The organism is Peribacillus sp. TH16, assembly GCF_016651095.1.
Taxonomy (GTDB): Bacteria; Bacillota; Bacilli; order Bacillales; family DSM-1321; genus Peribacillus; species Peribacillus butanolivorans.
This window is the reverse complement of sequence record NZ_JAEKEM010000003.1, coordinates 307,730-322,070: the sequence shown is the minus strand read 5'-3', so window position 1 is coordinate 322,070 and position 14,341 is coordinate 307,730. Positions and strand designations below refer to the sequence as shown.

General features: G+C 36.5%; 14 protein-coding genes and 2 pseudogenes. All 16 read left to right on the top strand.

Annotated features, from left to right (window positions below):
• Nucleotides 1-68 precede the first annotated feature (68 nt).
• Nucleotides 69-758: a cyclase family protein gene (locus JFV29_RS12840; RefSeq protein WP_201184114.1), complete on the top strand. Its 690-nt coding sequence runs from the start codon at nt 69-71 to the stop codon at nt 756-758.
• A 14-nt stretch (nt 759-772) separates the two neighbouring features.
• Nucleotides 773-1,492: a carboxymuconolactone decarboxylase family protein gene (locus JFV29_RS12835; RefSeq protein ID WP_201184112.1), complete on the top strand. Its 720-nt coding sequence runs from the start codon at nt 773-775 to the stop codon at nt 1,490-1,492.
• 20 nt (nt 1,493-1,512) lie between these two features.
• Nucleotides 1,513-2,202 carry a CoA transferase subunit A gene (locus tag JFV29_RS12830; RefSeq protein WP_201184109.1) on the top strand — a complete coding sequence of 230 codons (690 nt, stop codon included), beginning with the start codon at nt 1,513-1,515 and terminating at the stop codon, nt 2,200-2,202.
• Nucleotides 2,195-2,827: a 3-oxoacid CoA-transferase subunit B gene (locus JFV29_RS12825; protein ID WP_201184107.1), complete on the top strand. Its 633-nt coding sequence runs from the start codon at nt 2,195-2,197 to the stop codon at nt 2,825-2,827. The genes JFV29_RS12830 and JFV29_RS12825 overlap by 8 nt, the downstream gene beginning before the upstream one ends.
• A 20-nt stretch (nt 2,828-2,847) precedes the next feature.
• The gene (locus JFV29_RS12820) at nt 2,848-3,972 is read left to right on the top strand and encodes a muconate cycloisomerase family protein (protein WP_201184104.1); all 1,125 of its coding nucleotides are present in this window, start codon (nt 2,848-2,850) and stop codon (nt 3,970-3,972) included.
• A 64-nt stretch (nt 3,973-4,036) separates the two neighbouring features.
• Complete coding sequence (locus JFV29_RS12815; protein WP_201184101.1) at nt 4,037-4,384, top strand: DUF3870 domain-containing protein; 348 nt, start codon at nt 4,037-4,039, stop codon at nt 4,382-4,384.
• Nucleotides 4,381-5,574: a thiolase family protein gene (locus JFV29_RS12810; protein ID WP_201184098.1), complete on the top strand. Its 1,194-nt coding sequence runs from the start codon at nt 4,381-4,383 to the stop codon at nt 5,572-5,574. The genes JFV29_RS12815 and JFV29_RS12810 overlap by 4 nt, the downstream gene beginning before the upstream one ends.
• A 44-nt stretch (nt 5,575-5,618) precedes the next feature.
• Nucleotides 5,619-6,431: a dioxygenase family protein gene (locus tag JFV29_RS12805; RefSeq protein WP_201184095.1), complete on the top strand. Its 813-nt coding sequence runs from the start codon at nt 5,619-5,621 to the stop codon at nt 6,429-6,431.
• 324 nt (nt 6,432-6,755) lie between these two features.
• Nucleotides 6,756-7,592 (top strand): annotated as a pseudogene (locus JFV29_RS30425) (MFS transporter).
• A complete protein-coding gene (locus tag JFV29_RS30420) occupies nt 7,593-8,123 on the top strand; it encodes an MFS transporter (RefSeq protein ID WP_242486855.1) in 531 nt (176 codons plus the stop codon). It abuts the pseudogene before it with no gap.
• Between the two features lie 246 nt (nt 8,124-8,369).
• Nucleotides 8,370-9,710 (top strand): MFS transporter, encoded by a 1,341-nt coding sequence (locus JFV29_RS12795; protein WP_201184092.1) that lies wholly within the window; start codon nt 8,370-8,372, stop codon nt 9,708-9,710.
• A gap of 32 nt (nt 9,711-9,742) precedes the next feature.
• Nucleotides 9,743-10,549, top strand: coding sequence for a sugar phosphate isomerase/epimerase family protein (locus JFV29_RS12790; RefSeq protein ID WP_201184089.1), 807 nt, complete (start codon nt 9,743-9,745; stop codon nt 10,547-10,549).
• Between the two features lie 404 nt (nt 10,550-10,953).
• Nucleotides 10,954-11,730, top strand: a pseudogene (locus JFV29_RS12785) (IS3 family transposase); the annotation flags it as partial.
• A 348-nt stretch (nt 11,731-12,078) separates the two neighbouring features.
• Nucleotides 12,079-12,708, top strand: a complete 630-nt coding sequence (locus tag JFV29_RS12780) for a GntR family transcriptional regulator (protein ID WP_201184086.1) — start codon at nt 12,079-12,081, stop codon at nt 12,706-12,708.
• 25 nt (nt 12,709-12,733) lie between these two features.
• Nucleotides 12,734-13,504: a creatininase family protein gene (locus tag JFV29_RS12775; protein WP_201184084.1), complete on the top strand. Its 771-nt coding sequence runs from the start codon at nt 12,734-12,736 to the stop codon at nt 13,502-13,504.
• Between the two features lie 184 nt (nt 13,505-13,688).
• Complete coding sequence (locus tag JFV29_RS12770; RefSeq protein ID WP_201184082.1) at nt 13,689-14,336, top strand: RraA family protein; 648 nt, start codon at nt 13,689-13,691, stop codon at nt 14,334-14,336.
• Nucleotides 14,337-14,341: the final 5 nt, after the last annotated feature.

Here is a 14,341-nt window from a genome sequence, read left to right as displayed (position 1 = left end):
GTAATGTTTAGGGTAGCCATTTTTGTCGTGATAATGTAAACGCTTAAATTAATTTGGGGGTTTTATCGTTGAAAATAATTGATTTAACATTGGAACTTTACGATGGTCTAGTTACAAGTAATGAATTACCAGAAGTAGGCATTAAAAATAATAATTCTTTTGAACAAAAGGATACATCTAATCCACTTCCTAAAGGATTTCATTCTAAGATGATTTCTTTTTCGGATCATAGCGGGACACATGTTGATGCGCCGTCACATTTCTTGGAAAATGAGGAGTCGGTTGAAAACATCAATCTGAAGAAAATGTTTGGAGATGCCCTAATTCTAGATGTAAGTATGTTAAAAGTACCGCATGAGCCTGTTACGAAAGAGTTACTTGAAGAAGCTGAACGTAGGCAAGGAGTATATGTTGAAAAAGACGATATTGTCCTCATTAGAACGTGGGAAAGAACGTGGGGAGAAGAGGGTTTTTTTGAAGCACAGGCTTTAGATGACAGTGCGGCCAATTGGTTTATTGAAAAGCAAATACATATTGTTGGGTTAGATTTGCCAAATGCTGATTTGAACCATAATACAGAAAGTAGAATTCATCAGAAATTACTAAGTAATGAAATATATATTGTGGAAAACTTAGTGAATCTTGAAAAATTACCTAAGCATTCTCGCTTTCTTTTTTTCGGGATTCCTTTAAAACTAAAAAATGCAACGGCCTCACCTATAAGAGCACTATCAATTCTTGACTCTCAATTAATCTAAAGAGGTGTAGACAAATGAGCAAAGGATTATCGTATTTTAAAGAAGTGTATGATGTTGTACCAGGATGGGTACAAAAAATGCACGATTATAGCCCAAATGCACTTGATCACTATACAAGCTTACGGAGTAACATTATGCAAGAAGGGGCATTAACGAAAAAGGAGAAAGATATATTACTAGTAGGTATGAATGCTGCGAGGTTGTATGAACGCAGTATGATCTACCATACAAAAGGGGCAATAGATGGTGGAGCAACTTTACCGGAACTTGTTGAATACCTAATTGTTCCATATTTATATAACGGAGTTCAAGCATTAAAAACAGGGGTAAAATCTTTAGAATATGCCCTTGCACTTAAAGGTATTGAATTTCAGAAAAAAAGAGGGGATTATAAAACAGCAGAAGAGATCCTTCTTTATATGTTTGAGCTTTTAGGCAATGAGGACACGGCATATGTATCGAATGTATTGAAACTAGTTAAATCTGAAGACCAAAACTCTCTTAAAGATTATATATTGAGTGATTCAGTCGTTTCAAAAAGGCTAAAACATATCCTAATGGCAGGAATATTCATAACTGAATTAAAAGGGAATCAAGTAGAAGAATGGATGGAAGCGGCAAGAGAAAATGGAGCTTCAGAAGAACAATTAGCGGATGTGGGATTTATTTGCTTATTAACTGCTGGAATCCCTGCTTGGTTTGAAGCAAGTGATTCATTAATTGAAAATAAGTAACAGGATTGGTGGAGAAAAACATGACGAAAGTACATCAAGATATAGAAGCAGCTTTATCTTGTGTGAAAAATGACCATACGTTAATGATAGGAGGGTTTGGATTGATTGGTGCCCCACTAACATTAATAGATGGGTTGACCAAAAAGGATGTAGCAGGTTTAACAGTCATCAGTAACAACTTAGGCGAAAAAGGGAAAGGATTGGGTGTTCTCCTAAGCCAAAAGAAAATAAAAAAAGCAATCGGTTCGTATTTTACAAGCAATCGCGAAGTTGGGGAATTTTATCAAAGAGGTGAAATTGAATTAGAGCTATTACCACAGGGGACATTAGCAGAATCCATGCGTGCTGGCGGTGCTGGCATAGGCGGTTATTATACGAAAACCAGTGTCGGGACCGATTTAGCAAAAGGCAAAGAAGAAAGGGAAATAAATGGGGCGACATATATTTTTGAACCGGCAATAAGAGCAAATGTTGCTTTGATCAGGGCCTGGAAGGCAGATACACTTGGCAATCTGGTTTATTACAAAACAGCTCGTAACTTTAATCCGGTTATGGCAACAGCAGCAGATGTAGTTATTGTAGAAGTAGATGAGATTGTTGAACCCGGTGAACTATCACCAGAGGAGATTGTAACACCGCATTTATTCGTCGATGGAATTATTAAGGCAACGAAAATCCTGACGAAGGAAGGTGTCAAAGATTATGAGTGACAAAGAACAAATGCAAAATTTGATAGCAAGACGTGCGGCTCAAGAATTAAAGGGTCCTTGTATAGTGAACCTAGGAATAGGTATTCCGACTTTGGTTTCAAAATTCATCGATGACGAAAAAGTTTTTTTTCATACGGAAAATGGATTATTAGGAGTTGCTGATGTAGAGGAAGATAAAATGGATCCGAATTTAGTAAATGCAGGCAAGTTACCAGTTGGAGAATCCATTGGTGCATCATTCTTTAATAGCGCAGAATCGTTTGCAATGATTCGTGGAGGGCACATTGATGTTGCTATCTTGGGTGTATTGCAGGTAGATCAAACAGGGGAAATTGCAAATTGGGCCGTACCTGGAAAAAATATTATGGGTGTTGGAGGAGCGATGGACCTGTTAGTGGGTGCCAAAAAAGTGATTGTGACAATGACACATACTAATAAGGAAGGTAAAAGTAAAATTTTAAGAGAATGCACCTATCCCATTACATCAACTAGAAGTGTTGACATGATTATCACGGAGTTAGCTGTCTTTGAAGTTGTTGAAAAACAGTTGAAACTAATTGAATTAATGCCAGGTGTAAGTATCGAAGAAGTAAGAGGAAAAACAGAAGCGAATTTTATCTATTAAATGTTAAAAAGGTGGATTAAATGAAAATACGTTCAGTTGATGTATATATTATTGATTTACCCACAATTCGTCCTCATCAGCTTGCCATGCATACGATTGTTGAACAAACAATCATTCTTGCTCGTGTCAAAGATGAAGAGGGTGCGGAAGGATGGGCAGAGGTGGCAACAATAGGTGGTGCTTCATATGGTGAGGGAACTCCTGAGGCGATAAAAGTGAATATTGATAAATATATTACGCCCCTTATTATTGGGAAAAATCCAGTCCATTATGACAAAATCATGCATGAAGTTTCTTTACACGTTAGAGGAAATAACTTCGCAAAGGCTGTTGTTGAATCAGCAATGGTAGATTTAGTGGCTAGAAGGAGAAACATCCCTGCCTATGAATTATTCGGAGGGAAGATTCATAAATCATTACCGGTAGCTTGGACATTAGCAAGTGGAGATACGAATAAAGATATCGAAGAAGCCAAAGAATTCTTACACCAAAAACGCCATAATATTTTTAAATTGAAAATTGGTAAAGGTAATCCATTTAAGAATGTGGAGCATGTATTGAAAATTATAGCAGAAGTAGGAGATCAAGCCCGTATTACGGTTGATGTTAATCAAGCATGGGATGAAACAACAGCTACGTATTGCATAGAAGCTTTACAAGAAGGTGGAGTTTCAATGATCGAACAACCGTTGCCCGCTTGGAATAATGAGGGGATGGCAAGGTTGACCAATCGTTTTAAGGTTCCGATCATGGCTGATGAATCCCTAAATACGGTTCAAGATTCTTTCCAAATAGCTAAGCATAGAGCAGGTAATTCATTTGCTTTGAAAGTATGTAAACATGGTGGAATGACTCAAACGAAAAAAGTGGCTGCCATTGCTGAAGGTGTAGGTTTTGGTTTGTATGGCGGAACGATGATTGAATCCTCATTAGGAACAGCCATTTGTGCACAACTTTATTCAACCATTCCCAAGTTTGAATTCGGTACTGAATTATTTGGACCGTTACTATTCAAAGATAATATAACGGTAAACCAAATTGAATATGAGAATTTTGAAATAATCATTCCGGATGGACCAGGATTTGGTATGGAGATAGATAAAGAAAAAGTAAAACATTTTTCAAGAGCTTTGTTTGTAATATAAACTAGAAGTGGGAATATGGAACCCTGACTAGTTAATGCAAGTAATCTTGAGAGGATGTAGTTTTATGGGACAACCAACATTATTAATTACGGCGTATGCAAAGGCACCACAGAATACGAGTATGTACGAAAATTATAAATACGCTGGTATGGTACTTGAAATCCATAAAGAAAGTCACATTATTATTAATGCAGAATTCACTTTTTTAACAACTTTGGCACAGGACTTTTTTAAGAGAATGATAGTTGGATTTAATTTTAGTAAAGATATTGATCCGTTAATAGAAAATATTAAAACCGACTTTTTAGCGCCATCACAGCAGTCAGTGATTGTTGCTTTAAAAATAGCACATCAAAGATATAAAGATAGTTTAGAAGTAAATAAAGCTAATACCCGGGGGGAAGAAAATTGACCAATGTCGTTATTATTGACTCGGTTCGCACCGCCATTGGGAAATTAGGGGGATCATTAGAAAATGTTCCTGCTGATTTTCTAGCAGCAGCTGTCCTTGATGAAGTTGTAAAGAGAGCGGATATTCCAAAAGAGATTATTGATGAAGTAATAATGGGACAAGCGAAACAAAGTTCTGACGCATCAAATTTAGCAAGAATTGCTTCACTCCGTGCAGGTTTTCCGGTGGAAGTACCAGGTTTTACCGTTCATCGACAATGTGGATCTGGTATTCAAGCAATAAATTCAGCTAGTCAACAAATTCAATGTGGTTTAGGAAATGTAATCATTGCAGGTGGAGCAGAATCAATGAGTACAGCTCCGTATTATATGAGAAATATTCGTTTTGGGTTGAAATCAGGCAATGGGCAGTTATTAGACCCAAATACAGAAAGCCAGCCAGGTTCACAGCCCATTGAAGACTACGGAATGTTAACAATGGGAATGACAGCAGAAAATTTAGCTGAAAAGTATTCTATTTCAAGAACGGAACAGGATGAATTTGCCTTAAGAAGTCAAGAAAATGCAAAGCGAGCAATTTCTACTGAGAAATTCTCACAAGAAATCGTTCCCTATCAACTTAAAACGAAAAAGGGTGTAACAGAGTTTAAAGTGGATGAGCACCCAAGGGAAACCAGTCTAGAAAAATTAGCTCAGTTAAAACCGGTTTTCAAAAAAAATGGAACGGTAACCGCTGGAAATAGTAGTGGAAGAAATGATGGTGCATCTGCTCTCTTACTTATGTCGGAAGAAGAAGCCATGAGACTTGGGAAAGAACCAAAAGCAAGAGTAGTAGCACAAGCAGCAGCAGGTGTATCACCGAATTTCATGGGGATAGGACCAGTGAACTCTACCTTGAAAGCACTTCAAATGTCAGGCTTGAAATTGGATGATATTGATTTGATCGAATTGAACGAAGCCTTTTCTGCTCAAGCTTTGGCAGTAATCAAAGAATTGAAGCTTGATATGAATAAGGTGAATCCTAACGGTGGTGCTATTGCGATGGGGCATCCGATTGGTGCCACAGGTGCGATTTTAGCAACGAAAGCGATACACGAGCTAGAACGAACGGGAAAAAGATATGGGCTAATCACTTTATGCATCGCAGGTGGGTTAGGAATCACAACAATTATTCAAAATACTCAGATATAAACTAACATTTATATAAAAACTTATAAAAATTGGAGGAAGTATATATGAAGAATCAAAAAGTAATCGATGTTTATAATGGATTGGTAGTGAAATTTAAGGAATTAGTTAGTGAATACGAAATTGATCATAATGACTATCAAGCCCTTGTTGATTGGATGGATCAACTAGGTAAAGCAGGAGAAATTCCGTTGTTTATGGATGTATTCTTTGAAACTCATGCACTTCAAGAAATGTATAAAAGTGTAAAAGGAACTGAACCTACTATTCTAGGACCTTATTATATTGAAAATACGCCAGTCGTTCAAAATCCAGGAGTGTTGCCACAACGTGAAAATGAACCAGGTGACACTCTTTACTTTTCAGGAACTGTGAAAGATGTAAATGGAAATCCGTTGGCAAATTCAAAAATCGATATGTGGCAGGCGGATACAAATGGTGAATACTCATACTTCGCTGAAGGTATTCCAGATAATAATTTACGTGGTGTATTTTACACAGATGAAAATGGTAATTTTGAAATTAAAACAGTTGTACCGGGTAATTATTCAATTCCAACAGATGGACCTTCGGGTCAGTTCTTAAAGTGGATTGATCATCATTCATATCGTCCAGCTCATTTGCACCTGTTATTCCAACCGGAAAATGGTGATAGATTAGTAACACAAATTTATTTTGAAGGCGATGAATATTTAGAAGATGATGTTGCACAAGGTGTTCGCGGAAGCTTAATTACGAAGTTAGATAAACATTCTGGTGCAGAAAAAGGATTGAAAAATGATTATTATACGGCTCATTTAGATTTTGAACTTAGATTACAAGATAAACCGGTTTTCAATAAAGCTGTCGTGAAAAATTAATCATTCAAACAATTGGGTATGAAATGAATGTCGAAGAAAAGGGTTAAATCCCTTAATATAGTGGCTTTGACTAATTCAAAAGCTATTACAATTTATGGGGTTTAAACCTTGTCATTGAAAAAACCAAAAGAAAGTAATTTACCTAAATAGCTAGTTTACTAATAAACAATCAATAATATTGAAGCAAGAGTCTTATCTTATTCTTAATGTGATCTGTAATCTATATTATCTGATTTTTCAATGTTATGCGAATTACCAGAGTAAAATACAGGTATTCTGGAAACACATTCTAAACCGAGATTTTTAAATGATGGGGGACGGAAAATGCGTAGTGTAGTAGCTTCAGATATTGTTTCTGCAAGTAAGTTTAACCGCTTTCATTTACTTGTTTTTCTTTGGTGTTTTTATGCCATTGCTTTTGACGGGTATGATATTGCAATGTATGGTGTGGGGCTGCCATGGATGATGGAAGAGTGGAATTTATCTTCTGTTCAGGCAGGTGCAGTTGGGAGTTATTCATTATTCGGCATGATGATGGGTGCTCTGATTTTAGCACCGATTGCTGATAAATTTGGTCGAAAAAAAGTACTTCTGATTTGTATGTTGCTATTCAGCTTATTTACATTGGGGGCAGGAATTGCACCCAATCTCACATAGTTTACCATCATGCGCTTCATAGCTGCAATTGGCATGGGGGCTTTGATGCCGAATGTTATATCGCTTATGACTGAATATTCTCCTAAAAAAAATCGTGCCATCATAGTTGCTGCGATGTATTGCGGGTATTCAATAGGTGGAATCATGGCTTCCTTGGTGGGAATGTATATAATTCCTCATACGGATTGGCGTGTATTGTACTTTATTGGAATTCTACCATTACTTACACTTCAATTATTCATAAAGCAGTTTCCTGAATCCCTTTCTTACTATTTAGCAAGGAAGGAAATTGGGAAAGTTGTTGGAATCCTTAATAAAGTCAAACCAGAAGGGGATATTAAAGTAACAGATGATTACCAGCTTAAGGAAGCTGAACAGAAGGGAAAAGGGTCTCCGGTAAAAAAGTTATTCACGAACAAACGGGCATTCAGTATGATTTCCATCTGGATGGCAGTGTTCTGCACACTGATGATGGCTTACGGTTTAAATACATGGCTTCCCTAAATGATGCAAGATTCCGGATTTAGTATCACCTCAAGCCTTTCATTTAACTTGGTTTTGTGTCTTGGTCAGATTGGCGGTTCATTAGTAGGAGGTTATTATGCAGGAAAAATGGGACATCGTAAAATTCTAGTTACACTATTCTTTTTGGGGGCTGTTACCTTTGTCGCATTAAGCAAGACGACTAATGTGGTCAGTGTATATTTACTGATATTCTTAGGAGGCGCCTGTACGGTCGGTGCAATGAACTTAGCGAACCCTTATATTACAGAATACTATCCTCGTGAAATCCGTACAACCGGAATGGGCTATTCACAGGCTATCGGCAGGATTGGTTCTATTCTCGCTCCTACCATAATTGCTTTTCTTCTTACAACAGGTATGAATCCAAAGATAGCTTTTGCTACTTTTGCCCTGCCAAGTATAATCGCAGCAATCGGTTATATACTGGTTCAAGAAAAATACGGATCTTTTGACAGGGTAGTCAAGGAGGATAATGAAGAGGTAGAATCAGAGAAAGCGGTAACTGTCTGAATAATTGATTCATAATTCAGAAGACTATCCCCTAAGTAGTGTTATCTTTGCAATTAGGGGAGCTATTATCTACATGAACAAGTGATTGTACTCTAAATTTTGTCTATTTTTGAAAAAAAGTGCTTTGAAAATATCAATCTAATCCTGAAGAAAATCTATGTAATTGCAAAACTCAGCATAGATGAAATCCAAAAAAAGTTAGTAGAACGATGTACTAATGTAGGCATTAGGTAAGGGGGAGAATTATTGAGCTCAGAATTAAAGGCAATAATAGAGGATCACACACATGAACTGGCAGCCAACAAATCAAAAAAGGGAAAACCGAAAACAGTTCGATGGTTTATCCTATTTCTCATTGCTTTAGTCACCTGTATAAATTACATCGACCGTGCAATCATTTCACTTGCTGCGCCAAATATTCAAGCCGATCTACAAATAGATCCGGCTTTGATGGGTGTTATATTTTCCGTTTTTGGTTGGAGCTATACCTTCTCCATGCTTTTTAGTGGTTACTTTCTTGATAAATTTGGACCAAGAAGGGTATACACGGTTTCTCTTATTTTCTGGTCTCTATTTACATTCTTGGTAGGAACCGCGAAAAATATAACATGGTTAGTTACATATCGTATTGGACTTGGCGCATTTGAATCTCCATCTATTCCTACTAACGCCTGGTGCGTATCCGAGTGGTTTCCAAAAAAAGAACGTGCTACTGCTGTAGGTATTTATACGGGTACCCAATATATTGGGTTAGCCTTTCTGACTCCAGTTTTCACCTGGATAATCATAACGTTTGGGTGGAATTACCTTTTTTATATCGCAGGAATTGTTGGAATACTTATTGGTTTAGTTTGGTTTGCGTTCTATCGCAATCCAAGGGAACATAAGAGGATTTCTCAAGAAGAACTCGATTATATCAAGGAAGGTGGGGGGCTGATTGGTACCGAAGAGAAGCACCCATTCTCCTGGAAACGGATAGGTCAACTGCTTAAGCACCGTCAAATTTGGGGGATGTTTATCGGGCAATTTTCCATTCAAACTACTTTGTTTTTCTTTATGACTTGGTTTCCATCCTATTTGATTGATGAAAAGGGAATGACGATGCTAAAAACCGGAATTTATGCAAGTATCCCATATATTGTAGCTATATTTGGTACTCTCATTGGTGGACGATGTTCTGATTGGATGCTGACACGTGGTTTATCAACAGGAATGGCACGTAAACTGCCTATTATTGTCGGATTGTTACTGTCTTGTTTAATCCTGGGGGGGAATTATACGGATTCACCAAACATAGTCATCACCTTTATGGCCATTGCATTCTTCGGACAAGGGATGGCATCCACTGTTACCGGTGCCCTTTTAGCTGATATCGCTCCGAAAGGTATGGTGGGCCTAACAGGTTCCTCACTATATTTTGTTGCTAACATTGGCGGGGCTTTATCTCCGTTAATCGTCGGTCTCATTATTAGTGCAACCCATTCTTATGCAGCAGCTCTAACATTTATATCGGTAGTTGCTCTAATCGGCGCATTTGCTTATATCTTTCTTCTTGGAAAAGTTCGTCGTATAGAAATTACGGAATAGTAAAATTTAGATTTGGGGAAGGTGGAATTACAATGAAGCTTAGTTTATGTACCACAGGATTTAAGGAATGGGACATTGAGGAAATTATAAAATGGTTACTTCCATTGCAAACGGATGTAAAAGGACTTGAACTTTGGAATAAACATATAGAACGATTTCAGGAGAAGCAAGGGCCGCTGGATAAATTAGCTCTATTACTAGAATCCAATGATTTACAAATAACGTCCATTAGTGGATATACCACATTTTCCAAACTTTGGAATCCGAAAGAACATCAAAACGAAATCAATCAAGCAAGAAGATTGTTAGATATGGCTCATCAGTTAAACTGCCCGTTGATACGGACGTTCGCAGGACATATTGCGTCAAGGAATGCATCACCAGAGCAATGGTCAGAAACGGCTACCGAATTAAATAAATTAGCTCAAATGGCAGATCTGTATGGAGTGGACGTAGCAATTGAAATTCACTATGATTCCTTTGCTGATAACCTTGAAGCCATTCATAAACTTTTACAAGATATAAACCATCCAAGGATAAAACTGATTTTCGATGGTGCAAACTTATACGTTGATCAATTGAATCCGATGGAGGTATTGGAATCTGTTTTCTCCCATGTCAGCCATGTGCATTTAAAAAATTATCACTACAATCATAAAGAGCGATATAAAAACAAACCAGCACCTATTTTTAGCGGGGATGTGGACAATGTTCGTTTGCTGGAAGAATTGAGAAGGCTGAATTATACAGGTTTTGTTTCTTTGGAGTATTTTGGTGAGGAAGGAATACCTAACTTGCTTGCTTCATTAGAACAATGGAAGCATCAACTGACAATATGAACCTCTTGGGTTTGTTAGATGTGAAATCAATAGGGATTTTGAAATATGATATGATAGTGAATGTGTTATGAAATACCTTGAAGAATACATCAAAAAGCTATCGATTTTAAGTTCCACTATAAATATGTAACTGGTTTGCTGATTATTAATTGATTGATGAATGATAAGCTAAGAAAATAGGGAAGATTATACTCTCTTGTTTTTCTTGGCTTTTTTTCATGTGCAGTAAAATGAAACGTCCTTTATCACCAGTTTCTAATAATTTCCGTAACTTTTTATTTAAAAATAGTTGAAATCACCACTAAATAAACTTTATTGGTAACTTATGTGAATAATTGTCAGTACTAAATGACTATAGAAAAAATTAAAATTCAATATGTTTGGTTCTGGTACAAAGACTGGGTAGCACCTATTACTATTGGGTGAAAAACTTCGGTCGTCCTGATCCAGATGCAGAACTGAAAGGATTGATTAAATCTGTTTTCGATGAACATGAAGGTCGGTTTGGTTACCGTCGAATTCGTGATGAACTTAGAAATCGTGGACACAAAGTAAACCACAAAAAGGTACAGCGAATCATGAAAGAACTAGGACTAAAATGTCTTGTCCGTATGAAAAAATATCGCTCTTACAAAGGAACTGTGGGTAAGATTGCACTAAATATTTTAGATCGTAATTTCAAAGCTGAAAAACCAAATGAGAAATGGGTTACGGATATTACAGAGTTTAAATTATTTGGAGAAAAGCTATATTTATCGCCGATATTGGACTTATTTAATGGAGAAATTATTACGTATACAATCGGTTCAAGACCAACCTACTCACTCATTTCAACGATGTTGGATCAAGCTTTTGAACGTTTAACAGACGACGATACTCTCCTTATTCATTCAGATCAAGGCTGGCATTATCAAATGAAGCAATACCGTAATACCCTTAGTGAACGTGGCATTACGCAAAGTATGTCTCGCAAAGGGAATTGTTACGATAACGCTGTTATGGAAAATTTCTTTGGTATCATGAAATCGGAACTTCTTTATCTAAAAGAATTTGAAAGTGTGGAACACTTTAAACACGAACTAGCAAAATATATAGAATACTATAATCACAAACGAATCAAGGCAAAATTAAAAGGCATGAGCCCGGTACAATACCGAGCTCATGTCCAACGGGCTGCCTAACGAAATAACCTGTCTAACTTTATGGGGTCAGTTCACGTAGAGGAGATCGACTTTTTAGGTTGGAATTTTCTTAGCGTATAAAATTTCTAAAATGGGCGGTATAGTATTGTTGCTACTGTTCGTAAAGGTACACCTTTCAGACGCCTATAAGACTATAAGCCCCCATATTAGGGGTTTTTTTTGTTTTAAAAGGGAATATCGCAAAGTTTCAACTTGATGAGCATGTTATCCTATTAATAAATTTTCAATTAAAACCCAAATTAATATTTACTTTTCTGGATTTTTTTGCTACTTTAATAATATAGTTGAATTCAACTTGAATTCAAGTAAAAAAATTAGGAGGCTCCTATGAAAAAAAGGACAACTTTGAATGAAATTGCATATCACAAAATTAAAGAAAAGATTATGAGGGGGGATTTTATAGAAGAGAATTATACCTCGCAAAATCAATTAGTTGAAGAACTTGAAATGAGTCGAACTCCTATTGTTGCAGCACTTCAAAGGCTTCAAAATGAGGGTTTTGTCAAAGTAATCTCTAATCAAGGAATTGCTATACAAGAATTATCGATTAAAGAGATTAATGATTTTTTTGATGCACGTATTGCAATTGAAACTTTTTCTATTAGGAATACGATTGACATGCTTAAAGAAAATGACCTTGCAACCTTATATGAAATGGTTAATGAGCAAAAACAATGTTGTGAAAATGATGATTTCTTTAGCTTTGTCCAGCTTGATGCTGATTTTCATTACTATCTTTTGGAAGTTGAAGGAAATAGCTTATTTCTCCAAACAATGTCCAATATAAGTGAAAGACTTTTTTATAACTCAACGTGCTTTCTAAAAAAGAAACAAAATATGACGAAGTTTATTCAAGAGCATATTGACATCCTTGAAGCTTTAAAGCAGAAGAATCACCATTTAGCAGTACATGAGTTGGAAGAACACATTCGAGGAGGGAAAATATCCCTATTTTAAATAAACAAATTAAGGAGATGGAAAAATGAAAAAAACTAATGTTCTTAAAGAAATGAGCTGGAAGGTATTTGTAGAGAGAAAAATGGAAACCAATTTAGCGATTATTCCTACAGGAGCTTTTGAAGTATATGGTCCGCATTTACCACTTGGAAGCGATACGTTAGTAGCTGCAAAAATTGCAGAACTCGTAGCCGAACGGGTAAATAGCATAATAGGTCCAACTTTGGAAGTAGGTGACTCATCAATGTTGGATGATTTTCCCGGAACAATTACCATTCGACCTGAAAGCTTTAAAGAGTATTTGGTAGATACAGTTAACAGTTTGAAAAAGTGGGGATTCAAAGACTTCTTATTTATTAATAATCATGTAGGAAATGTTCCTGTCATCAACCAAATTGCTTATGATCACCGTGACTATGATGAGTTTCGATTTGCACAAATCGATTATTGGAGGTTTTTAAAAACACTTGATAATGGAATTGTTGAATCTGGAGCATTAGCCCATGGACATGCGAGTGAAGCAGGTACATCAGTCCTTTTATATTTATACCCAGAACTGGTTGACATTGAAAAACCGGTAAACGAGCCACCAAAATTCATTGATCAATTCCCTGAAATTATTCAGTATCCAAAATACAGCATTTACAGTGAGTCAGGGACAGTTGGAAACGCAAAATTAGGAACAAAAGAAAAAGGTGAACGATTGGTAAACCGTTCTGTAGACAAGATTGTTCAATTTTTACAAGAAAACTGGAATATTCCAGAGGAAAACCAAGAACTTCAACAAACTCTATAATTGTTTTGTAAGCGCTTTAAATTCCTGAAGACATTACTAAAAACCTTTGCAATTTACTATTTTATGTTTTGATCTGGGATAATCTCAATGATACCGGTAATAGGAACTAAGGTTTTGACGATTTAGAAGAAAATTAAAACTGCAAGAGAAGAAATAAAATTAAATGAAAGTAGAGGGGAAGAACATGTTTAAAATTAATCCTAGAGTACAAGGTATTAGTCCAAAGCTCATTGATTTGTATCAAAAGGTAGATCCTTCAACGATTGGACATATGACAGATTTTGGTTTTCTTAAGGGCTTACAACCACTTTCTCGTCCAATACGATTTGTAGGTAATGCTATTACCGTTCGGATCCCACATATGGATTCTACTGCTGTGCATAAGGCATTAGATTTAATAGAACCAGGTGATGTAATGGTAATAGATATGTCTGGAGACGAACAACGGTCTTGTTGGGGAGGAATGGTGTCTTACGTTGCGCATGCTAAACAAGTAGCTGGTGTGATTGTTTCAGGTTGCATCAATGACGTTCCAGAAATCTTAGAACTAGGCCTACCTGTTTTTTCTCTAGGTATAAGCCCTCTAACAACAAGAATTCTTGGAATAGAAGGAGAAATCAATACAACAGTAAGCGTATGTGGTGTAAGTATTAATCCAGGCGATTTAGTGGTTGCAAGTGATGATGGTGTATTCGTTATTAATCCTAAAGATGCTGAACAGTATGCGATAACAGCTATCCAAAAACAAGAGGCTGAGATAGAAATGAAAAGACAAGTAGATTCCGGCATTAGTTTAGCTTCATTAAGTGGAGCGGAAAAATTCTTTAGATAATAAAG